This is a genomic window from Dermatophilaceae bacterium Soc4.6 (genome assembly GCA_039889245.1).
In the GTDB taxonomy this organism is placed as follows: domain Bacteria; phylum Actinomycetota; class Actinomycetes; order Actinomycetales; family Dermatophilaceae; genus Lapillicoccus.
The window spans coordinates 4487649-4510231 of sequence record JAZGVH010000002.1 but is presented as its reverse complement, the minus strand read 5'-3'; the positions used below and the strand labels follow the sequence as shown (position 1 = coordinate 4510231).

Below are 22583 nucleotides of genomic sequence, written 5' to 3'. Positions count from 1 at the left end.
GGTCATCGGGCTGCCCCGTCGACGGAACGGGTGATGGTGGCTTCGGCGTGGCCGGTGACGGTGAGCTGGGTGATCCCGATGATGCTGAGGAACTTCGTCGGGTAGACCGCGGTGGTGTCCACGACGACGGTCGTGCCACCGGTCACGCGGGCGGTCCCTGTCAGGTCCGCGGCGGCCAGGTAGGTCCGGGCGACCCGGACGGCGGCGGCCGGGTCGGCCCTGACGCCGAGCCCGCGGATGGCGGGTGCGGGTTGCAGCTGCTGGCCTCCGGCGCGGGCGGCCTGCCGGGCGATGTCCCGGGCGTGTTGCTGCGTGAAGACCTGGCCGCTGAGGTCGACGGCCATCCCGACCAGGATGATCATGACAAGACCACCGGTCGCGACCCAGATGCTGATGGACCCGCCTTCCCTGCCTCCGGCGACTCGCTTGCGTGACGTGCCACCTCCCGCCCGCAGGCCGCCCTCCCTGCGGCACAGTGCGACTGGAGGACTGGGTGTCTGATCAGCCAGCCGGTGATCCGGTGTGGTGGATTCCTGGTACAGCATCGATTTACCGCTCTCGGTAGGTGTCCAGCGGTGATGACATGGTCGCGGTGACGGTGCGGGTGCCGGGGACACCGGGCAGGGCCAGGTCGGCGAGGTCGACGACACAGCTGACGGTCGCCCCCACGCTGGCGGGCGTACCGACGGGGGCGGCGAAGCCGCTGGTGACGATGGTGACGCTGGTGCTGCGGCAACTGAGGCCCTGGTTGGACAGAGCGGTCGCGGCGGCCGTTCTGGCGGCGCCTGCGGCGGGGCCGGCGCTGCGGGAGATGGACGCGGCGCGTGCGGCGTCGTTGGCCGCTGATTCGACGGCCTGGGTGGCGATCGCGACGCGTCCGGCGAAGATGATGAGGCTGACGAAGAGCAGGAACGCAGGGACACCGATGACGGCCTCCACCGCCGCCGATCCTTCCTCGGGATCCGCGCGGCGGAGCCACCACATCCGTGCCCAAACAAGCAACGGAATCGGCCACGACGGCGCAGAGGACAGGGCGGACCGGGCGGCCGTCACTGGGTGATCCGTTCGACCGAGACGCTCGCGCTCTGGGTGACGATGAGTGACCAGCCGGGGATGACGCTGAGCGACACCCCGGTGACGGTCACGGTGGCGGTGGTGGCGCTGCGGCTGGTGGTGACCTGGGGGGCCTCGAGGACGTCGGCGCCGCCGGCGTCGGCGATGAAGCTGTAGGCGTCCTGCGCCCCCGCCGGTGCGGTACCAGTCAGGCCGGCTGCGGTGCGGGCTCCTTCCTGAGCTGCCGCCATGGCCACGGTCCGCGCGTGGTAGACCAGCGCGCCTTGCATGCCGAGGAACATGACCGAGAAGAGGGCAGGCATCAGCACGACGAGCTGGATCGAGGCCGAGCCGTGGTCTCGTCGACGCGCGACCATGTCACCCCGCTCAGGAACCGGGGTGAGGGTGGGGGCGGTCGTCGAGGTCATGATCGCGTCGATGGATTGGGGCGGGCTACTTGATCTGGGCGGACTTGGTGGTGACGTAGTTGGTGATGGCGACCACGACGATGCCGACGATGGCGATGACGGCGACGGCCCAGACGACCTGCTCGATGGTCACCGACCCGCGGTCGGTGCGGGCGAGCGTCTTGCGGCGCTCCAGCAGTTGCTCTTCGAGGCTCTGGGTGGCGTGGATGCCGAGGACGTGGAGTGTGGCACTGAGGTGGTACATGATCTTGTCCCTCGAGTTCTGTGACGGGTGTTGTAGCTGGGTGGCTAGCCGGGCCGGCCGCTGAACGGCGCCGTACGGCTGGGTTGCTCAGGTGGCACCTCCGATGACGCGCAGCAGGGCGGGGGCGACGAGGATGGCCAGGAAGATGACGCCGAGCAGGCTCATGGGGATCGACATCTTCTCCCCGATCTCGTTGGCCCTGGCCTTCTCGGCGGTAAGCATGGCGGTGCGCATACTGGCGGAGCGGGCACGCAGGGTCCGGTAGATCTGGGCGCCTTCCTCCCCGGACAGGCGCATGATGTCGGCCAGGTCGTCGAGCTCGGGCAGGCCGAGCTCGTCAGCGAGGCCGTGCAACGCGTCCCACGGGGTCAGCCCCGACCAGCGGGTCCGGGCCAGCTCCTCCCCCAGCCGGCGGAACACCCACGAGTCCCCAACGGCGGCGGCGACCTCCATGGCCTGACGGGGACCGGCGCCAGAGTTGCGTTCCAGGGCAACGAAGTCGATGTAGGCACCGAGGGCGCGACCGAACTCGGCGCGAGCCTTCGTCGCATCGTCGCGCACGTTATAGTCCGGCAGGAAGAACATCACCCCCGCGAGTACGACGGTGGCCCCGACCGGGATGTAGAGCGGCAGGTGCGCCCCGATCAGGGCGAAGAACGTCGTCAGCAGCGGCGGGATGACCAGACCCAGCGACGCGAACAGCAGCTTCTCGCCGTAGTACCGGCTGATCGGGATCCGCAGGATGGCCAGCTCCCGGGTCGGCGTGACCCCCCAGGCTCCGGCGGGCAGGGTCGTCATCCCCCACCGCCCCAACCGGTCTCGCACGTCGGAGCCACCGACCCCGGCACGGGCGGCGTCGTCCGTCCGGCGTCGGGTGTGCTGCGGGGACAGTCGTTCCAGGGCGTCGGCGAGGTCAGGGTCGACGGGTGCCAGGTGCCAGACCAGCAGCGCCGCGGCGAGACCGATCAGGGCCCCTGCGGCCAGTGCCAGCTGCAGTCCGGTGACCATCACGTCTCCACCGGCCAGGTCATCGGGCTGCGTCCTTCGCGGCGGCCCCGATGAACCGGGGCAACGGGGCACCGGTGGCCATGTGCCGCATCCACAGCAGCGTCGCGACGTACAGGCCGAGCAGCAGCACGAGCAGGAGCTGCCCGATGGGGGACCCGTACGGGGCGATGTAGTCGCCGGTCAGGGCCAGGACCGCCAGGACCGAGACAGTAATGAGGGTGACCCAGCGGGCGGTCGAGCGGGGCTTGGCCCGGTCGGACTCGATCTCGCGGCGGGCGCGGACGTCGGCGGCGACGGACTCGGCCAGGGCCTCCAGGACGCTGGCCACCCCGGCGCCGCGGCGGCGCGCACCAAGGATGAGGTTGCCCGCGATCAGATCACCCGTAGCGTCGTCGAGCTCGTCCGCGAAGACCCTCAGCGCGTCCTCCGTGGCCCACCGCGCCCGCAACCGGGACGCCAGCCGCGTCACCTCCGGGCGGATCGCCTCCGGCGTCGAACGTAACGTCGAGATCAGCGCCTGCTCGAGACCGACGCCAGCGGTCAGGATCCCCGACAGGGAACGGGTCCACTCCTCCATCGCCTCCAGCCGGGTGATCTGACCCGCCGACGCCGGCGCGGAGAGCAGGACGGGCAGCCCCGCCAATGCCGCCGGCACCACGAGGATCGCCACCAGCCACCCGGTCAGGACCGCGACCAGCAGCCCCACCGCGACACCTGCCACCACCAGCACGCGGGTCCGGCGGCTCACCGTCATGACCCGGCCGATGCCCGGGAAGGCACCGCGTCCGGTTCGCGGTAGCCGACCCATCGGCCCAGCAGGGTTGTCAGAGCGGATAGGTCGCAGTGACGTCGCCGCGCCGAGCAGGCCGGCGACAACGAGTGCACCGGCCAGGGCAGGGATCACGGCGGTCATGACGCGGCCTCGCTGGCGCCGTAGAACTCCTGCAGGGCAAAGCCCCACCGTTGCAGGTCCCGGTACTCGTCGGGCAGCACCCCAGGTACGGCGACCCGCGTCCCGGGGGTGGTGCGGAAGACGTGCTGGACGGCGTAGCCCTTCTCGCGTTCCCCGGGGGTGACGGTGATGATCTCGGCGACCCACCGGTCGCGTTGGGCGGTGCCGTCGGGCAGGGGGGTGGTCTCGAGGTGCACGTGGACGATGACGTCGATGCTGGCGGCGATCGCGCGTACCGCGTAGTCGTGGGTGATCTGCGGGCCGGCTTCCATGGCGCAGGTGACGAGCTTGCCGATCGCGGCCTCAGCATTCGGGGCGTGGGTGGTCGAGATCGACCCGGCACCGGACTCCATCGCCTTGAGCATGGCCAAGACCTCGGGACCGCGGACCTCCCCGACGATCTGGCGGGACAGGTCGAACCGGAACGAGTCGAACAGGGCCTGGCTCAGGGTGAACTCCCCCGCCTGCGACCCGTCGGCGGCCCGCTCACCCGACCCGGGGCGGGCTTCCCACGCGAAAACGTACGGGTGCTGGTCCTTCAGCTCGTGCAGGTGCAGCTCGTACTCGGTCTCGAACGTGCCGATGACTTCGTGCCGGGGGATCTCCGCGCACAGCGCCCGCACCAACGTGGTCTTTCCCGCGCTCTGCGCACCGGAGACGACGATGCTGCGCCGGGCCTTGACCGCCGCCGACAGGAACGACGCCGCCAGCTCCGACACGGTGCCCCGGTCCACCAGGTCGGTCAGAGTGACCTGCCGCAGCTGGTGGCGTCGGATGACGACCGAGGGGCGGGGGGTGACCCAGGCCGCGGCCGCGAGCCGCGCGCCGCCATCGAGGCGCAGGTGCAGTCGCGGCTGCGCCTGCGAGAAGGGTCGGGCGTTGACCTCGGACCGGGACGCGAGGAACACGAGGAAGTCGATGAGCTCCTGGTCCGAGTCCGCGACCGCCGGCCCCGGCAGCAGGCGGCCATCGCTGAGCTCTAGGACCACACAGTCGCACCCGAAGATCAGGATGTTCTCCACCCGGTCGTCGTCGACCAGCGGCTGCAGACGGCCCAGCCCGAACAAGGCGTCGTCGACCGCCCGGGCCAGCGCGTCCTGCTCAGCCAGCGACCACGTGTCCTGCCCCGAGCTGACCCGCTCGTCGTGCTCCGCGCGCAGCAGGTCGAAGATGATCGCCCGACCGCGTTCCCGCTGCGCCGCAGGAGGCAGGTGCGCCCGGTCCTCCCCCATCCCCAAGCTCAACCGGTCCGACGCCAACTGACGCAACGCGGCCACCAGTCCCCAGTCGAGCTCGCCGGCCACGGTGTCTCTGAGCAGGCCAGCCTGTCGGGGTAGTCGCGGTCGGCCGTGGGCTGAGGGTGTATCGTTAGGAACGCTGCCCCGTACGGTGTCGCGCGTCGCGCCCGGGGGGTGGGTGTTCGGGGCGGTCATCGAGAACGATCCCCGCACCCGCCCGGGTCGTCGGGGCGTCCCCGGCTGGGGAGTGAGCGCGAACAGGGGCAGGGAGGTCGGGTCGCCGGGGTCAGGCCGGGCGGCCTGGCCGGAGGCGAGGTCGCTGCTCATGCCAGTCCCCCCGCGCTTCCCGCACCGACGGCCGCCAGCTGCTCGCGGTTGGCGGCGGCAGCAGCCTGGACCGCGGTACTCGCCGCAGTCAGGCTGCGCACCAGCGCAGACGAGCCGAACCGGCGGGGAGCCGTCGCCCCCCTCGCGAAGACGGCGGCCGCGTCCGGGTCCCACGGCAGCGAGGCGGTCACGGGGATCTGGAGGACCTTGCGCACCTCCCCGGCCGAGTAGGGCCGACCCTCCCCCACCAGCAGCAGTGACAACGCCGACACCCCACCAACCCGCTCGAACCCGGTCCGCAGCGTCTCGGCCCACGACCGCGCCCCCGCCAGGGACACCAGGTCGGACCGGGCCACGAGCAACGCCACGTCAGCGGCATACAGCAAGGGCTGCGGGCTGCCGACCAACCCGAGCCGTCCCGCGTCGACGATGACGTCCTGCCCGGTGTCCTCGAGCGCGGCGAGCTCCGCAGCCAGCGGCTCCCACAGCCCGGACAGCCCGCGAGCCTGTCCGTGGGCCCGTGTCCCGGGTAGGAGGGACACCGTCGAGACGTCCTCCCCGGACGGCCCGGGAATCCTGATGACCGCGGCGGCGATGGCCGCAGTGAGGTGGCCGTCGCGTGCGGCCAGGGCCAGGTCGACGAGGGAGTCGGTGGGGGCGGACTGCGCCCGCAGGTAGCCCGCGAAGATGGCCGAGCCACCGGTGGGGTCGGCGTCCACCAGCAGCACCGGGCGGGGCCAGGCCAGGGCCAGACCCAACGCTGTCGAGGTCACCCCCGGTGACCCGGAGGCGGAGCAGAGCACGATCACGGCCATGACGTCATCGCCTCACCGTTCGCGGCTGTCGAGGATGAGGGCCACCTTGCCCGTGGCCGAGCGGGCGGCCAGCTCCGCCGCCCGCTCCTGAGGCACCTCGACCGACACGACGGTCTGGTCGCTCTGCCCGTCGGGGTAGACACCGACCACGGTCGCCGGGATCGTCGCGGGGGGCTCTGACCCGACGTCGCCCTGCTGACCGGGGGTCGCCACGACCCGCACCCGGTCGCCAGCGACCAGCGCCTCACCGGGCAGAAGCGACGCAGGAAGGGATACCCCGACCACCGACATGCCCTGACCCGGAAGGACCGTTGCGATGACGTCGTCGCTGGTGACCAGGGACCCGGCCGCCATGTCCAAGGCCGCCCGTCGGCCCACGAGACCGGCGAGCTGGCTGCCCGGGATCGGCTTCAGTGCCGGGTCGACCCCGACCTGCACGGTCATGACGTCGGCTTGGCTGATGGTCTGTCCGCGGGTGATGGTCTGGCGGGCAGCGACCACCTCGTGCGTCGTGCTCGTCGACGTCCATGCCCACACCCCCAGCAAGGCGCCCAGACACACCGCGGCCACCGACGCCACCATCAAGACGGGACGACGCCGAAGCCGAGGCGCAGGCGCCACGGACAATGTCGCCTCGCTCATGCCGTCCTCGGTAGCCGGCCGGCCGAGGCGTCGTCCCGCACGCCAGGAGCTCGAGGATCCCCCGGGAGAAGCGGTGCTCGCCTTCGAGGGTGGGCGCGTGGGCGGGTGAGACCCGGACGTGGCGGACGCCGCTGATGCTGCTGAGGTCGTTGTGGTGGTGGCCATGCCGGTATGCACCCTTCGGGGGTCAGCCGTTGAGCACCTGGGCTTCACCCATGGTGATGGTGGTTGTCGCGGTGAAGGCCAGCGGGATGGTCCCCGTCTGGCCGATGCCAGTCCAGGTCACGACCCAGTAGGTCGTAGCCCGGACCGCGTAGGTCCCCTGCTTCGTGTACGTGTGCCCGCACGTCGGCGACGGTTGCCTGCCGTACACGTCGGCGTACGGGGTGCCGGGGCCGCGACAGGTGACCGTGGCTCCGTCGCCCATCGTCCAGACCGTCCGATCCGCCGTCGCCGAAGCGGTGACCGTGAACCCTCCGGCGCTCGCTGTTCGGGTGAGGGGGCCCAGGCTCTGCGCGTCTGGTGCGGCCGCCCACATCCACGTCGGGAGCCCGATGATCCCGACCCTGCCCGGGCGCGGCTCGGGGACGATCCCGATCGCGATGGCGTGCAGCCGCATTGACGCGACCGCTCGTGTCGCGAGGACGCGGGGGTCGGGAGGAGCTGCCGGCCCCGGCGGCGGCGTCGCAGCCCAGAAGTACGTGACGATCTGACCGCCAGGCGACGCCACCGGTGGCGCACACGCATAGACCGTGCCGTCAACGTGGCCACCCCAGATCGGGTCGGTCTTCGCCGGCTGCGGGCTCATCGCCGAGACATAGCACTGGCGGCCGTTGGACCAGTACCCCGAGGCCGAGGTGCATGGCACCTTGGTAGCCGCGCCCGACCAGCGCGACACGCACTTGGCTGGACTGTTGCCGACCGGCTTGGTCGGCCCACCAGTCCCGCCGCCTCCCCCAGCGCCACCCCCGCCGCCGGGGTCGGTGACGACGATCTGGCACGTGCCGCTGACCGGGTCGAGGACAGAGGGAGGGGTACACACCACCGGGGTGTCTGCCATGGCGGCCCCGTACGGGAGACACGCGACACTGAGCACGACAGCGGCCACAAGCCGCCTCGGCGTCAGCATGAACCAGACGCCTTGTCGCGCGTCACGTAGAACTTCGAGTCACTCCCCTGGACGACGGAATACTGGTAGCGAATCCGAGGGGATCGGTCTGCGGGTACGACCGACTTCCCCTTGCTGTCAACCAGATCCGTGCCACTAACGTCGATGCAGGCCTCCACATCGAACGTTGAGGCACCTGTTCTCCTGGCGACAGCTGTCGCAACCTTGGTTGCGCCGATCTGCCTCAGGCTCTTGACCCGTCGCTGCACGATGAGCTGTTGCCACGTCTGGAACGCGGGGTCGCGGGCGACCTTGGCCAACGCAGCAAGGTCGCTGTTCGGTTCAGCGCTGAGAGCGTCGAGGGAGGTCCAGAAGGAGGAGACAGCTGCCTCAGCCGAGCTAAGGGCGGCGGTAGCAGGACCTGTCGTCGTGGTGGTCGAGGAGGGGACAGAAGTCGTGGGGGTCGAGGGTGAGGCACTGGAGGGCTGCGTCGTCGACGTCGTTGCAGACGGGGTAGGCGTGCTCGAGCACGCCACCAGGCTCGGCAGCATCAAGCCGCCGGCCGCAGTGACGACGGCAGCCGTCATGAGAGCTTGTTTGCCAGCCACGTTTTATCCCCTCCCTTCTACTTGCCTAAAGCCCCAGTGGCAGGCCCAGGGGGACAGCGGCATCGCAGATCGGTTTTTTAACACTAGCCCAGAACACCCAACAGAGGTAGCCCAAGCTCCTACGAACCCAGCGGGTGTCGTTGCGGTGATGCGGCTACGAGGCACGGCGCCCTCCCGGGTGCTCGAATCCGCTGCCACTCAATGGCAGGGCAGATCGCGGCTACGGTGCAGGGGATCAGGCCGATGGGTTCCTAGCGCTGACCCATCCCGGAGGCAGACGCTCCCGGGCGCAGTACGGGAAAGGATAGCCATGGGCATGCCGCGCGTCATCCCCCATCACAGGGACAAGCCGCACGCTCCCCTTCGCCTGGCGGTCGTGACCGGTGCCGGCGGCGGTATCGGGCAGGCCCTTGCTCTCCAGCTGGCGCGAGCGGGCACCTCCCTCGCCCTGCTCGACGTCGACGATGGGTCCTTGTCCGAGACTGCGGCCCTTTGCGCGGGCCACGGCGTCGACATCAGCAGCTGGGTGGTCGATGTTGCCGACCACAAGGCGGTGGCCGAAACCGGAGGACAGATCTTGTCATCGCAGGGCGCCCCCGACGGCTTGTTCAACCTCGCCGGCCTCATCCACGTGGGCCAGCTCGGGGACACCAACATCGCTGACATCCAGCGAGTCGTCGCCGTCGACCTCATCGGCACGATCTCCTGCTGCCAGGTCTTTCTCCCCGACCTCCAGAGCCACCCCTCCGCCCAGATCGTCAACGTATCCAGTGCCTTCGGCCTTGTCGGCGTCGCTGGCTATAGCGCCTACAACGCGGCCAAGTTCGCCGTCCGCGGCTTCACCGAGGCCCTCCAGCAAGAGGTCACCGACCGTGTGACGGTGAGCTGCGTGATCCTCGGAGGGGTGCGCACCGGCATCATGCGCAACGGTCTCTACGCACACCCGACGGACGCCACCGCGATCGAGCACCAGTTCGACAGCCGCATTGCACGCACCTCCGCCGGAGACGCCGCAGCGGCCATCCTCCGGGGCTCAACCCAAGGCCGCCGCAGGATCGTCATCGGCGCAGACGCCCACGCAGCGGATCTCGTGTCACGCCTCTTGGCCGGCAGGTACCAGTTCCTCACCGAGCGTCTGGGGCTGGCTCGGCCCTAGAATCAGCGCGTACAACGAGGTACGAGACGAGGTCGGGGAGATGGCAGACCAGTGGCTGCTCATTGAGACGTTCGGCGGCGACAACGCGCCCAGCGTCATCGGGGTCGGGACCGCCCCTAAACGGATGGTACCCCTGCGCACCGTCCTCAGCCGTGGGCGGTTCCTCACCGCGGTCGAGGAGGCTGTCGCCGACACCATGGCCACCGGCCAGCAAGCAGATCACACCACCCGCGACGGTCAGCACCACGTCGTATGCGAACCACTGATCTCCTTCCGCGGCCACGTGCACGGGGTCTGGGTCTGGACCGGTGGTCTCAACCAAGAACCGCCACCCCGTGACCTCGCCGGGGCCTGGCACTTCAACCTCACTACCGACACCATCGGCGGTAGCGACGGACTGCTCGACCTATATGGAGTCCCGCCGGACCGGCGGCAAACCGAACGCGCGACTGCCGAAGCCTTCACCCGACTCATCCCCAACATCGACGACGCCCAGGCCATGGCGTTGCTCGTCCGGTCCCGACCCGGCGACGAGCACCAAGCTGTGTGGGCTATCCGCCGCGACGATGCTGAGATGCGCGCCGGCCACCTCTCTTGCCGAGCGATCCTCGAGACCCCCAACGGGAACCCTGAGGTCGTCCTGCGAGGAATTACCCATGACATCGGACCCGCGGACGCCACCCCCGCAGCTCCTCCCCCGGCCATCCTCGAACATCGGGTCCTCGAGAGCATCGCCCGACCCGGGGAGCACCGCGCCCTGGTCAACCTCAGCACCCTACGCATCCTGCGGTGGATCGACGGCCCTCTCCCCGATCTGCACTGGACTCACGACCCGGCCCGGCTAGACCCTCGGTGGATCCACCCTCACGACCAACCCGCTGCTCAGCAACTGTCGGACTCCTTGCGCACCGGGCGGACTACCGGTCACCTGCGGCTCGCTCGGATGCCTGACGGCTGGCTCGACGTCGACATCATCGCCAACATCGTCCTACTCGACCAGCACACAACCGCCGGGCTGTTCACCTTCAGCCTCGGGGCGCAGCCCTGATAGCTGCGCTCACCTCGTCAGCGCTCACCCCAAGCACCTCCCCCAGCTCGGCCAACGCCGCCCGAGGGGGCAGGTGCTGGACGCCGCCCCCCTCCCAGCGCTGATAGGTCGTCACCGACACGTGCGCGGCCTTGGCGACGCTTGCGGCAGACTTCCCCACTAGCAGTCGGAGGCGTCGCAGGTCCGGGACGCCAGTGAGGGGGGTCAGAAGATCTATCGGCTGCACGTCGAGTACCGCTGCCAGCCGGTGCAAAGCCTCTGGGCGGGGCACGGCCGCCCCGCACTCCCACTTCGACACCCGGTCTCCACCGGCAACCCCCACCAGGCGTGCCAACTCCTGTTGCGTCAACCCAGCAGCGATTCGTGAGTCACGGATCGCAGCGGGGTCCACTAGGTAGTCCGGCGTCACCGAGACACGCCAAGCACGAGGGCTGAACAGAGGTCACGCGCATCCACCTGCGCTCCAGCGACGGGGCCGGGCCGCTGGCCTCGCGCAGCGCGAGCAGCAAGACCGTCCGCCCCGAAGAAGCAGCACGCGCAAGCGGCGGAGTCGAGGCGTTCCCAGTTGTACTGAACGGGGGGTCTGATCCACGGCACCGGTTGCGGTCGCCAAGAAGGTGCCCCCCCAAGAGTCCGGCGGACGGCGAATGCCCGGACAGTACGCCTCGACACCCACGGCACCGAACCCTCCATCGCCCGCCTCCTCCGGGGCTCGCTCCCGGGTCGCACAACCACCATGCCCGGCATTGTGCCGGACCAAGGGCGGCCGGAGTGCGCGAGCCGCCGCAGCGCCACCCACTCGAGGCGGTGGCACGGCCACGGCACGAATGGTGTGGCCCACCCGCCCACGTCGCGCTCCCGCGAGTAGCTGTCCGGGGGCTCGGATCCGACAGCCGCGTACCCCTGCGTCACTTCGCCCAGTTTGACGCACCGCCGAGACGCGGCAGTCCGCTACGCGCGCGTCGAACGCAGACTCTCCAGGCCGCCGCGACCGGGGTCCGCCACCCTGCAAGACCAGGGACACTGCGTGCCACCCGTGCGTCCTCTTGCTGAAGCCAGCCCTCGGCGGCACGCTTGTCGCTCTTAGACTTTTTCACGGCACCTTCGAAGCGACGAGTCTTGGCTTCATCTGCCCGGCCTTTCGCCTCTTCCAACTGTTGTCTTGAGAAATTCCATACTGTCAGTTAAGGACAATCCCCATGCGCGTCAATGGTGCGGTACCATCGCTCCCAGCATCAGGACAGACTCGGGAGGTTGATTGTGGATTTCACCACTCAAGAGGCAATGCTTGTATCCGCCGCAATCGGGGCAGGATTTAGCCAGGTCACCAATCTCGTCACTGGCAGATTCAACAAGCGAGGGAGGCGGTGGGATGGTGGACTTGGCGTAGCCCTTAAGGAAATTGAGCAACACTGCCAAAACACGGAACGCTCCTTGTATCAACCTTTCTTGGCCTTTGATGGGAGTCCACCGCAGGTAAGCATGCCTTCCAATCAGGCGTGCCAGGAGATTCGCTTAAACATCAAGGGGCGAGTGGCAAACAATCTTTACGCTTACCAAGATGCAATCATCAATTATAACAATACATCTTTCGTTCAAGGTATCGCCGGTAGCGGCGGGCGGTGGAATAAAATGCAGACAGAAGCGATTGTTCGCTTGCGGTCTCAGGCAGAGCAACTCGGGAAAGCGATTCGCGATCTGTACCCTAAGTACTGACTTAGACTGGTGGTGTCAGTACTTCGACCCGGCGCGTCAATGGTGGGGTACCATGCGGCATGAAGAAGTGCGGGTATGCGTGGGCAGTCGTGTATATGGGGCCCTATGAGGTGGACGCAGATCGCAAGACTGACGCGTATCTCCGCACAGGAGACGAGACCCTCACCAAGTCTCACAGAGGATCGGGAGGCGTTCCTGAGATCGAATTCTTGAATATGATTGGTAGCGATGGGTGGAAAGTTATCGCAATCGAAGATAAGAAAGTCATGAAGAGCGGGGCGCTGAAGACACGATATCTTTGCCGAAGGCGCGTTGAACAACGGCCTTAGAGGCTTGGTCCCGAAAGGCCACCCGGCGCATCTGGCAGGCCGGTGATATCCGGCTCTTCACAGTTGAGGGTGTAGGTCCCTTGCCTTGGTGGCTCGGCGCGTCGGTCCCGGGGTAGGTGTCGAGGTCTTCCGATGATCTGGGTTGAGACGGTGGCTTGAAGAATTTCCATCTCAGCCCCTCGGGCCACACCCGTCCCACACGCCACGCCGGTCACACACCCGCAAACCCGCTGGTCACAGCCCTACTTACCGACCTTTTCAGTGCCCTGTTCCTTGGGGGCGCCGTCGTGCTTGGCGCTGATCCCTCACGGGCGGGGCACAGTCTGGACGTCTCATCTGCTACAGGGCGCGTTCCCGCTGCCGCAAGGAGATGAGGTCCTAGATGCCCTACGGCACGCATCGCGATGGCATGCTAGTTTCATCTCATACGGAATCCCGGGCCGGGCACTCACCGTCGGCTCCGGGGCCAGCAACTTCACCGCACGATTGAGCAGCCGCCTCCCTTGGAGGGCTGGCGGCGCGTGGCGGGGCTGGCATGTCGAAGGTCCGGTGACTGACCCATGGCACGCCCACGCGACCGGCCCCCTGATGCGGCCGAATCCGGCCACTGGTATGTACTGGTTCGTGCCGCAGTGACGGTCGGGCTGATCTGCATGGCCGCTCTGTCCCAGGGTGCCCGCAGCGCCCCTCCTGCACGGGCGTTCGGGACCTACGGGGGTGCCCAGCAGCATGTGCACGAGCACATCACTCGGGCCGCTCTCCAATGCCCCGATCGCGTCCCATCGGACACGGAGTGTTTGGACCCGTTGTCCATGACCCAGCTCGCCGGCTCCAACGCAGAGCTGCCCGCTTTCGGGGAGCTTGGCGCAGTCGGTTGGGCCGACTTTCACGAGGTCGTCGGGCACCCGGAGGCCCACTGCGACGACGCAGACTACCTCGCCGCGGTGGCGGCGCAGCATACGCGAGCCGCTGCCACAACCAACTTGAGCAACTGCATCCAACACATGCGGTCCCTTTTCACCCAGGCCGTCGCGGAGGCACCGGGGATGCTCGACTCGAAGGGCCACGTGATCGCCGCACAGGTCGACCCTCATGAACGGTGCGCGAGCCGCTTCGGCGGCGGCGGGGCCTCAGCGAAGTGCCGCACACTGCTGGCCTTCGGCCGCGCGCTGCACGGCGTCGAAGACTTCTACTCGCACAGCAACTGGACTGACCAGGCTGATCCTCCGTACAGCGCCGCCAACCCCCCAGGCCTGGACCAACCTGCGCCGGCCCGGCCGCTGCTCGACCTCAGCGCCACCGGCAAGATCCCGTCCTTCCCCCAGGACTTGTCGACCGGGTGCTACACCATCTTCCCGGACCAGACACCGCTGATTGGGTGCCGAGGGCGCGTGGTCCACGCGAACATCGCCAAGGACAACGGCGCGGTCGACCCCCGCTCCGGCGCGGCGACCGGCCCAACCTTTCCGCGCGGCTGCGGGCCGATGACCGACCACTCCGTACCACCTGCCTGCGGCCTTCCGACATCGTCCGGTGCCAACTTCAAGCGGGCCGTCCAAGGGGCCATCATCGACGTCACGCAGCAGTGGGCAGATCTGCGGCGGGCCCTCGTGCAGGCATACCCCAAGACGGGTAGCCTGCTCGCCTGCGTGATCTCCCACGACGAGCCACAGACCACCTGCCGACCTCCGCATCTGCTCTACCGCGCGGTCGTTCACGGTTCTTACAACTGCAGCGGGCGTTGTGACGACTTCAGCGCCACCGCCGTGCACCACTATCAGGACCGGTGGGCCTTCGACATCTCCGCGGACGTCCCACTGTCCAGCCTTCCGCGCTCCCCGGACGTCGCGTCGGCAACGGGTCACGCCCCTGTGGGCCGCACCACTCTCGTGGGGTTCGAGCCACCTTCTGGCGCGATATCGGACACATACGTGAACGCCCATGTCTCGGGACCCTCTGACCCTGAGTGCCTGTCCGACGTTGATGACGGCCATGACGAGGGAACGTTTGCACGGATTTCCCCGGGCCCGTTCGACGTCGTGGGCCTCGACGCCGTCGGACCTCCAGATGGCCCACCCACGGACTTAGACCTGGTCTACAACATGCTGGACCATCTAGACCCCTCACCCGTTCGGGACCTGTGGTCTACCCGGTTCACAGCGACCGGGCCCCCGCACTGCACGGGCACAATTGTCGTGGATGACAACTCGGAGTTCCTTGCGTACAGCCTTGCAACTGCGACCGACGGCCAAGAGTCCGACGTCTACGGTGGTGGACGCGAGTTGACGGGGTGGACGGTCACTCCGGACGCCCTGGACAACGTCTACGCCCACCGGACCATCAGCTACTCAGGCAGCCCCCGAGCGGGCTACAACGTCACCGTCAGAATCGACTACCAAGTCGTCACCGACGACTCCTGCGTAAGTCCGGGCGTCCCGCCTGCCCCCCTGGTCACATGCTCGTAAGGGTGGGCCCAGCCCAGACGGCCGCCGGTCGTGCGGCCGCGCGCGCGGCCTTCGCCGCCTTTGCCGCGTTTGCCGCGTTTGCCGCGTTTGCCGCGTTTGCCGCGTTTGCCGCGTTTGCCGCGTTTGCCGCGTTTGCCGCGTTTGCCCTGAGCATGGCCGGGTGCACGGGCACCTCGACCAACCCCAACCCGACGACCTCCACCAGAGACCAGCGCGAAGCGGTAGCTGCCATCGTGCGGCAGTGGCACCTCACGATGGCGTCCGCGGACCCCACCACTTCGTGCCAGTTCCTCACCGACCAAGGCCAGGAGGAGCTGGTCGAGGCTACGGGCACCTCGACGTGTGCTGCGGCCGTCACCGAGCTGCGTACCACCTTCGCGGCGGCCGACCTGGCCGCCTACACGGCCGTGACCGTCAGCGCGTCCCCGATCCAGGTGCTCCCCGACGGCGCGATCGTGCCCGCAGGCAGCATCACCTACCCGCCGGGAGGCCAGCCGTGGCTCGAGCTCACAGCCGGCGTGACGCTAGTTGCAACTAGTGGGGCTTGGAAGATTCAGTCCGTCGTCGTCGCAGACGAACACTGACCGCGACAGCTTCAGGACAAACCGCCTGGTGGTCATACGCGTGAGCTAACCAGGCAAGGTGAGTGTCTATGAGCCCGGCTGCCCCCCACGCTGATTGCGGTGTGACTACGAACGCCCCAACGACCGACGGAGGCCAGACCTGCAGCCAAGGAGACTCACTTGGCAGCACGGGCACAGGAGACTGGGAGGACATCGTCGCAGTGACGGGCCTGGAGGAACTACGTCGCCGCATCGACGAGGACCCTGAATCGCCCCAGGTTTGACGCCGCTCCTGTTTGAGTCCAGGAGGATGAGCACATGCCCAAGTTGATCGATCCCGAGCTGAAGGCTCGAGCGGTGCGTCTGGTGCTGGAGCACCGGAACGAGTACCCCACGCTGACGGCTGCCCTAGCGCGCCCCCATCCACTCCTGCAAGGCGGGCGATCTCCTCGTGGAGGTCGCGGGTCGCGGGTGACGACGTGCCGGCGACTGGATCACAAGGGGGTGTCCCGTCGTCGGCGTCGAGAATGTCAACGGCGGGTGAAGATTGATCTGATATCGACGGTTGAAATCTAACCAGCCGGTCTGGTTGGTCATGGTTGGTCGTCGCCGTGCTGGGTGGCGGGGATGCGGCCGAGGTCGCGGTTCTTGAGGCGGTAGGAGTCGCCTTTGAGGGCGATGACGTCGGCGTGGTGGACGAGGCGGTCGATCATGGCGGCGGCCACGACGTCGTCGCCGAAGACCTCGCCCCAGCGGCTGAAGGGCTTGTTCGAGGTGACGATGAGTGAGGCTCGCTCGTACCTGGAGGAGACGAGCTAGAAGAACAGGTTCGCGGCTTCGGGTTCGAACGGGATGTATCCGACCTCGTCGATGACCGGCAAGGGGTAGCGACCCAGGCGGCGCAGTTCGTCCTGGAGGCGTCCGTCGTGGTGGGCGCCGGCATGGCGGTCGACCCATTCGGACGCGGTGGCGTGCAGGACCCGGTGCCCGGCCTGGCAGGCGCGGATCGCGATCCCGGTCGCGAGGTGGGTCTTCCCGGTTCCGGGTGTTATCAGGGGGAGTTGACCCGCCCGCAGGTACGTCGCTGACGAGTTGCTGTCGGTCCTTTTGTCATTGTCGTTGCTCCGCTATCAGCGGGAGTTCTTCGACGAGATGGAACGACAACTGTGGCAATCAGTGTGGCGGTTCGGCCCTCGGATGGGCGTCGGACGTGGACCGTGGTCGATGAGGCCTACCGGACGGTGGGTCCGGTCGAGGAGTGGCTGGAGGCGCACCGGCTGTTGTGGTCGCCTAACACGGTGCGCAGCTACGCCACCTCGATGGCTCAGTGGTGGTCGTTCCTGGAGCAGCGCGGCGAGGCCGAGCAGTGGCAGGACGTCGGCGTGCCGACGGTCTCGGGTTTCCTGTCCTGGTTGCGCAACGGCCGCCGCGTCGAGCACGCCATCGTGGAGCCAACCGAGGCGCCGTCACCGGAGACGCTCGAGGCGCGCCTGGCGGCGGTGATCTCGTTCTACCGGTGGCAGCATGCGGTCTTCGGGGTGAAGGTCGCGCAAAGGCTGCTGCGCGGTGCGCCGCGACAGGCCCCGGCACGGGGACTGTTGGCGCATCTGGACCAGCGCACAAGGCCCGGGCCCTCCTCGCTGGTGCGGGTGCGACGGAGTCGGCGAGGCGACCGCCCGCCGCTGCTGCTGCCGCAGCAGATCCAAGAGATCCTCGATTCCTGTGCCGCGGTGGACCCGGTGAGCGGGGAGTGGGTGGGGAACCTGCGAGATCGGCTCGTGTTCGCGATGCTCGCGGAGACCGGGATGCGACTGGGTGAGCTGCTGGGTATGCGGATCCGCGACTTCGTGATGGGCCGCGGCGACACCCCCTACGTCGAGGTCGTTCCCCGCGAGGACAACCCGAACGGTGCGCGGGTGAAGATGATGCGCCCTCGCCGGATCTATGTCGGCCATGACCTCGAGCGGCTGTTCGCCGACTACCTGACCCATCTGGCCTGCCACGCCGCGACGCTCGGCCTGACGGTGTCCGCGGACTCGGCGCTCTTCGTCAACTTGCAGCGGCCGCCGCTGCTGGCCGCGTTACGCGAGGGCACCGTGCGGGACAAGACCACCTCGTTACGCAACAAAGGTATTGGCCCGCCGGGCTGGACCCCGCACTGGTTCCGGCACAGCCACGCCACCGCACTGCTGCTGGCCGGCACCCCCGAATGGGTCGTCTCCCGACGCCTGGGTCACGCCCACGTGCAAACCACCCTCGACCTCTACGGGTGGGTGCGTGAGGACGAGGCCCTGCGTGCCGCCGCGACGTGGACCTCCTACGTAGCCGACTGGCAGGTGACCCGATGACCGACAAGCGCACCGACCTTGTCCTGGCCGGCGGCTCCGACCCGGTGTGGCGGCTGTGGCAGCAGCTCCCGGAGGCGTGGCGTGGGCCGGTCATCGGCCCGGACATCGAGAACTGGGCCGCCGTGACCGAGAACGGTGACCGCAGGATCGACCTGAGCGGGCTGCCCGACCCGTACCCCGCCGAGCTGGCGTGGATGGCGCACTGGCAGGCCACCGACGGCACCCGCTCCTCGGTGCTGGCGGTCAACCAGCTCGCCAACATCCTGCGCCGCGCCATCCGGGACAACCATCCCTTCCCCGGCTCGATCCGCGCCATGGACTGGGACGCCGCCTCGGCGTTGCAGGGCTGGTTCTACGCGGTCCGATGGAACCGGCTGCCACCCCAGGGCAGCCGGGCCCGGCTGCGGGTGGTGTTCGGGTTCGCTCGGCTGGCGCTGCTGGCCCGCTGCCACGACGGGCCGTGGTGGACCCTGGACGACTGGCAGCCACGCTGCGACCCGCGGATCCCGCTGACCGGGCGGGAGCCGTTGGGGAACTACGGCTGCTCACCCGGGCACCTCGCCCAGCCCTGGCTGCGTGAGGCGGTCAAGTGGCACCTGGGCACCCAGCTGGAGTCCGGCGTCCTGCGCTGGACCACGATCAGCCAGGAACGGCTCAAGTCCCTGCGCCGCTTCGACAACTGGCTCTCGGTGACCTTCGAGGACCCTCGCGACATCCTCGGCGACCCGGCCGCGGCGCCCGAGCACGCTGCCGCGTTCCGCCGCTGGACCGCGGACCCGACCAACCGGATGACCCGTCAGACCGACCGACGCTACTACGGCAAACCGGTCCAGCCGCGCCAGGTCAACGACGACCTGCGAGCAGTCGCGGAACTGCTCGCGTTCGTCGCCGCGAACCCCCGCGAGGCCCGCGGCGTCCTCGGCGCCGGGCCCTGGCAGCACGTCACCGACACTCACGCGGCCAGCTGGTTTCGTCAGGTCACTCGGATCCCGCACACCTCCACCGTCAACGACCGCCACTACGTCGACGACCGCGCCATGGCCCAGATCATCGCCGGTTTGCCACTGCTCGGCCTGCCGCGCGACGAGCAGATGACCATCACCCGCGGTGACGGCCAGCAGGTGCTTGCCCGCGGGCTGGACGACCCGCAGGCGATGCGGATGATCTTGCTGCAGGTCCTCACGGGTCGACGCGCCAGCGAGGTCCGCACCTGCGAGTTCGACTGCCTGTCAGAGCTTCCGGCCCCCACCGCGCAGGACGCCGCGGGCCAGGAGGTCGTGCGTTTCCGGTACGCCCAAAGCAAGATCGACATCGCCCCGGACAGCATCCTCGTCGACCGCGAGGTCGCCGAGATCATCGAGGAACAGCAACGCTGGGTCCGGCAGTCCTTCCCCGAACTGCGGCCGCGGTTCCTGTTCGTCCAGCGCACCGGCAACCGCCGCGGCGACAAGCCCTACCCGTCGGGCACCTACAACTGGATGCTGCGCGAACTGAGCGACGTGGCTCGGATCACCGACAGCAAGGGCCGAGCGGTCAACCTCAGCAACACCCACCGGTTCCGGCACACCAAGCTGACCCGGCTCGCCGAGCTTGGGCTGCCGATCCACGTACTGCAGCGATACGCCGGCCACGCCACCCCGACCATGTCGATGCACTACATCGCCCAACGCCAGGAACACGCCGAACAGGCGTTCCTGGCCACCGCCAAACTCAAGGCCGACGGCACCCGCGTGCAGTTCTCCTCCGAGGACTACGACAGCCTGCACCTGTTCGAGCGCGCCGACCGGGTCCTGCCACACGGCTGGTGCCTGCTGCCGCCGCTGCAGTCCTGCGACAAGGGCAACGCCTGTCTGACCTGCTCGGTCTTCGTCACCGACCAGACCCACCACACCGCCCTGGCACGTCAGCTGGTCGAGACCGACCAGCTGATCGCCCGCAGCACCGCAGCCTTCCAGGACAAGTACGGACGCCCCATGCCCGAGGACAACATCTGGCTCGCCCAGCGACGCGCGGAACAGGCCGCGCTGACCCGGCTGCTCAGCCTTATCGACGACCACCCCGACCGAGCCGTGCACGGCGGCGGCTGCGGCACGCCGCCGGGTGGACCGGTCCCGCTCACCCTCGACCTCACCCGCCACCGAAGGAGCACCCCGTGACCGCGAACCGTGACCAACGCGTCGCCGCGCTGACCGCCGCGGCCAAGGCCAAGTCCGCAGCGAAGACCACGGCCGCCGAGCAAGCCCTCCGCGCCCTGATCAAACGCGGCGAGGCCATCACCTTCCAGGCCGTCCAACGCGAGGCCGGCGTCTCCCACGCCTTCCTCTACAACCACCCCGAACTCCGCGGCCGCATCGAACGGCTCCGCGAGCAGAGCCGCCCCCCGTCGCGCACCCCAACCGCGCCAGCAGACGTCGAGAGCACCCTCGTACTCGCCCTGACCGCTCAGATCACCGCCCTGAAACAGCGGCACCGTCAGGAAGTCCGTGCTCTACGCGCCGCCCTCGAACAAGCCCACGGGGAGAACCTCGACCTACGCCGAGAGCTCGCCCGCCGAGGCCACACCCTCACCAGCGCCCCCGCCACCGCCCGACTCGTCGCATCGATCGCAACAACGTCCTGACCTGCAAGAACATGACCACTACAAGCCTGACCCCCTGATAACGGCGGGGCCGAGGAAGACGACGTTCTCTTTACCGGTGATGAAGTCGAGGGTGCCGAGGTGGGCGATGACGTCACGTTTCAGTCCGCGGGCATAGTCGAAGTCGAAGTCCTCCAATGACTTTTGTGAGGGGAACCGGGCCGCTCGGATCCGCCCTTCGCCGCCGTGGGCGTCGCGGGCCGACACCTCCCGCTGAAGGCAGGCGGTGAGGAACTCCTCGTGCGACCACAGCTCGGCGCGGGCCCGCTCGGCCAGCCGCGGTACCGCTTCACGCAGGGTAGGAGCCTTCAGGGCACGGGTCAGGAACACCAACTCGGCGCTGACGTCACGCCCGGCGTTGCTGGCACCGGCAGCTGCCGGCGAGGTGGTGGAATCGAGGGTCGCGTCTGCTCTCGTCCGTGGCGGCATCAGGCCACGTCCTCACCAGTGAGCCCGAACGCGGAATCGTAGGCGGCAAGGTCACGCTCCTCGACCTCGTCGCTCAGCTCAGGTGCCGGTCGGTGAGCGGCACGGTGAGCGAGCTCGAGCGCGGCCCGGTGGTGCACGGGATCGGTCAGGGTCTGGTGTCGGGCCCAGCACCGCTCGTGGACGCCCACCGTGCGCCCGGCGGCGGTGATCACGACAGCGCCCAGGTCCGCGGACACCTCGACCCGCCGGCCGACAGCGGCCGGGTCGACCGAGTAGTCATTGGCGTCGATCCGGACGTAATGATCCCGCGGGAGCCGGACCTGGGCCCGCCACCCAATCAGTGGAGCTACCGGCGGCAGCGCCAGCATCCCTGCCTGGTCGGCTTCCCACCGCTGGGTGGGTGCGCACCCGATCCGTCGGACCACGCGCGTGTTCGCCAGGGTCAGCCACTGACTCAGCTGGGTGTTGAAGTCGCCCGGCCCGGTGAAGGCTCGCCCGGGTAGGAACGAGGTCTCGAGGTAGCCGTTCGCGCGTTCCACGATGCCCTTGGCCTCCGGGTCACGAGATCGGCACTGGTGGACCCCGATACCCAAGGTCCCACGGAACGCCTCGAACTCGTCGGTCAGCTTCGGCTTCCCCGCCCGCCACGACCCCACGGCGGACTCGTTGTCCAACACCAGCTCCCGCGGCACCGCACCGACCCGTTGCAGCAGCAGCCAGTGCCCCGCGATCAGGTCCGGGCCCTGACGCGTCGGGATCATCACCGCGAACAACATCCGCGAGTACCCAGCCGCCATCACCAACACCGGCGGCCGCCCGACCTGCCCGAAGCCCAGTGGCACGTCGACCGGCGGGAACCACAAGTCGCACTGCATCCGCTGACCCGGCAGGTACACCGTGCGCGAGGCCGGGTCCGGCGGCAGGTACACCGGCCGCAGCTCCCGCACCCGGTCCTTCAACACTGTCAGCGACCGATCCCACCCGATCCGTTGCGCGATCACTGTGGCCGGCATCGTGGGCGTCGCCTGCAGCAACTCCCGGATCGCCAGCTCGAACGCGTCCACAGCCGACCCCGTCACCGGCCGCTCGTACTTCGGCGGATGGTCGCTGGCCAACGCCTTCTTCACCGTGTTCCTCGCGACGCCCAACCGGCGTGCCACAGCTGCGATCGGCAACCCCTCGCCCTGATACAACCGACGGATCTCGGCCCAGTCCTCCACACTGATCACCCTCCACAGGGTCACGCCAGGTGGTCAGATTTCACCCGTCGACACTGATCAGTTTTCACCCGTCGCTGACACCTCCCACTCCGCCGCGTGAGCGGCCGTCCCACACCGCCGCGAGAGCGGCCGTCCCACACCGCCGCGAGAGCGGCCGTCCCACACCGCCGCGAGAGCGGCCGTCCCACACCGCCGCGAGAGCGGCCGTCCCACACCGCCGCGAGAGCGGCCGTCCCACACCGCCGCGA

At 68.7% G+C, this 22583-nt stretch carries 21 protein-coding genes and 1 pseudogene; 8 read left to right on the top strand and 14 right to left on the bottom strand.

The window, feature by feature from the left end:
- Positions 1 to 2 precede the first annotated feature (2 nt).
- The 11 genes from V3N99_21070 to V3N99_21020 all read right to left on the bottom strand — a co-directional run bounded on the left by V3N99_21070 (position 3) and on the right by V3N99_21020 (position 8346).
- Positions 3 to 389 carry a pilus assembly protein TadG-related protein gene (locus tag V3N99_21070; GenBank protein ID MEO3939219.1) on the bottom strand — a complete coding sequence of 129 codons (387 nt, stop codon included), beginning with the start codon at positions 387 to 389 and terminating at the stop codon, positions 3 to 5.
- Between the two features lie 160 nt (positions 390 to 549).
- Entirely contained in the window at positions 550 to 939 is a 390-nt protein-coding gene (locus V3N99_21065) for a TadE/TadG family type IV pilus assembly protein (protein MEO3939218.1), read from the bottom strand.
- Between the two features lie 110 nt (positions 940 to 1049).
- A complete protein-coding gene (locus V3N99_21060; GenBank protein ID MEO3939217.1) occupies positions 1050 to 1481 on the bottom strand; it encodes a TadE family protein in 432 nt (143 codons plus the stop codon).
- Between the two features lie 25 nt (positions 1482 to 1506).
- The gene (locus V3N99_21055; GenBank protein MEO3939216.1) at positions 1507 to 1725 is read right to left on the bottom strand and encodes a hypothetical protein; all 219 of its coding nucleotides are present in this window, start codon (positions 1723 to 1725) and stop codon (positions 1507 to 1509) included.
- Between the two features lie 87 nt (positions 1726 to 1812).
- Positions 1813 to 2733: a type II secretion system F family protein gene (locus V3N99_21050; GenBank protein MEO3939215.1), complete on the bottom strand. Its 921-nt coding sequence runs from the start codon at positions 2731 to 2733 to the stop codon at positions 1813 to 1815.
- A 19-nt stretch (positions 2734 to 2752) separates the two neighbouring features.
- Positions 2753 to 3646: a type II secretion system F family protein gene (locus tag V3N99_21045; GenBank protein MEO3939214.1), complete on the bottom strand. Its 894-nt coding sequence runs from the start codon at positions 3644 to 3646 to the stop codon at positions 2753 to 2755.
- On the bottom strand, positions 3643 to 4917 hold the full coding sequence (locus tag V3N99_21040) for an ATPase, T2SS/T4P/T4SS family (protein MEO3939213.1): 1275 nt from the start codon (positions 4915 to 4917) through the stop codon (positions 3643 to 3645). Before V3N99_21040 ends, V3N99_21045 begins: the two co-directional genes overlap by 4 nt.
- Before the next feature lie 329 nt (positions 4918 to 5246).
- A complete protein-coding gene (locus V3N99_21035; protein ID MEO3939212.1) occupies positions 5247 to 6065 on the bottom strand; it encodes a hypothetical protein in 819 nt (272 codons plus the stop codon).
- Between the two features lie 12 nt (positions 6066 to 6077).
- The gene (locus V3N99_21030) at positions 6078 to 6566 is read right to left on the bottom strand and encodes an SAF domain-containing protein (GenBank protein MEO3939211.1); all 489 of its coding nucleotides are present in this window, start codon (positions 6564 to 6566) and stop codon (positions 6078 to 6080) included.
- Between the two features lie 328 nt (positions 6567 to 6894).
- Positions 6895 to 7767 (bottom strand): hypothetical protein, encoded by an 873-nt coding sequence (locus tag V3N99_21025; GenBank protein ID MEO3939210.1) that lies wholly within the window; start codon positions 7765 to 7767, stop codon positions 6895 to 6897.
- A 447-nt stretch (positions 7768 to 8214) separates the two neighbouring features.
- Positions 8215 to 8346: a hypothetical protein gene (locus V3N99_21020; protein ID MEO3939209.1), complete on the bottom strand. Its 132-nt coding sequence runs from the start codon at positions 8344 to 8346 to the stop codon at positions 8215 to 8217.
- A gap of 387 nt (positions 8347 to 8733) precedes the next feature.
- Between V3N99_21020 and V3N99_21015 the strand changes: the two genes are divergently transcribed.
- The 5 genes from V3N99_21015 to V3N99_20995 all read left to right on the top strand — a co-directional run bounded on the left by V3N99_21015 (position 8734) and on the right by V3N99_20995 (position 15721).
- Positions 8734 to 9579 carry an SDR family NAD(P)-dependent oxidoreductase gene (locus V3N99_21015; protein MEO3939208.1) on the top strand — a complete coding sequence of 282 codons (846 nt, stop codon included), beginning with the start codon at positions 8734 to 8736 and terminating at the stop codon, positions 9577 to 9579.
- A gap of 40 nt (positions 9580 to 9619) precedes the next feature.
- Positions 9620 to 10627 (top strand): GAF domain-containing protein, encoded by a 1008-nt coding sequence (locus V3N99_21010; GenBank protein ID MEO3939207.1) that lies wholly within the window; start codon positions 9620 to 9622, stop codon positions 10625 to 10627.
- A 1260-nt stretch (positions 10628 to 11887) separates the two neighbouring features.
- Positions 11888 to 12343, top strand: a complete 456-nt coding sequence (locus tag V3N99_21005) for a hypothetical protein (protein MEO3939206.1) — start codon at positions 11888 to 11890, stop codon at positions 12341 to 12343.
- A gap of 1141 nt (positions 12344 to 13484) precedes the next feature.
- Positions 13485 to 15137, top strand: coding sequence for a hypothetical protein (locus V3N99_21000; protein ID MEO3939205.1), 1653 nt, complete (start codon positions 13485 to 13487; stop codon positions 15135 to 15137).
- A gap of 2 nt (positions 15138 to 15139) precedes the next feature.
- A complete protein-coding gene (locus V3N99_20995; GenBank protein MEO3939204.1) occupies positions 15140 to 15721 on the top strand; it encodes a hypothetical protein in 582 nt (193 codons plus the stop codon).
- A gap of 572 nt (positions 15722 to 16293) precedes the next feature.
- On the opposite strand, the pseudogene V3N99_20990 reads toward V3N99_20995, so the two are convergent.
- A pseudogene (locus V3N99_20990) lies at positions 16294 to 16746 on the bottom strand (ATP-binding protein).
- Between the two features lie 171 nt (positions 16747 to 16917).
- Here V3N99_20990 and V3N99_20985 point away from each other — a divergent pair.
- Genes V3N99_20985 through V3N99_20975 form a run of 3 tightly spaced genes read left to right on the top strand, consistent with a single transcriptional unit; the run spans position 16918 to position 20668 of the window.
- Positions 16918 to 18048, top strand: coding sequence for a tyrosine-type recombinase/integrase (locus tag V3N99_20985; protein ID MEO3939203.1), 1131 nt, complete (start codon positions 16918 to 16920; stop codon positions 18046 to 18048).
- Positions 18045 to 20204: a tyrosine-type recombinase/integrase gene (locus V3N99_20980; GenBank protein ID MEO3939202.1), complete on the top strand. Its 2160-nt coding sequence runs from the start codon at positions 18045 to 18047 to the stop codon at positions 20202 to 20204. The genes V3N99_20985 and V3N99_20980 overlap by 4 nt, the downstream gene beginning before the upstream one ends.
- On the top strand, positions 20201 to 20668 hold the full coding sequence (locus V3N99_20975) for a DUF6262 family protein (protein ID MEO3939201.1): 468 nt from the start codon (positions 20201 to 20203) through the stop codon (positions 20666 to 20668). Before V3N99_20980 ends, V3N99_20975 begins: the two co-directional genes overlap by 4 nt.
- Before the next feature lie 18 nt (positions 20669 to 20686).
- Here V3N99_20975 and V3N99_20970 read toward each other — a convergent pair whose 3' ends face one another.
- Positions 20687 to 21115 (bottom strand): ATP-binding protein, encoded by a 429-nt coding sequence (locus tag V3N99_20970; protein ID MEO3939200.1) that lies wholly within the window; start codon positions 21113 to 21115, stop codon positions 20687 to 20689.
- Entirely contained in the window at positions 21115 to 22344 is a 1230-nt protein-coding gene (gene istA, locus V3N99_20965) for an IS21 family transposase (GenBank protein MEO3939199.1), read from the bottom strand. Before istA ends, V3N99_20970 begins: the two co-directional genes overlap by 1 nt.
- Positions 22345 to 22583 lie beyond the last annotated feature (239 nt).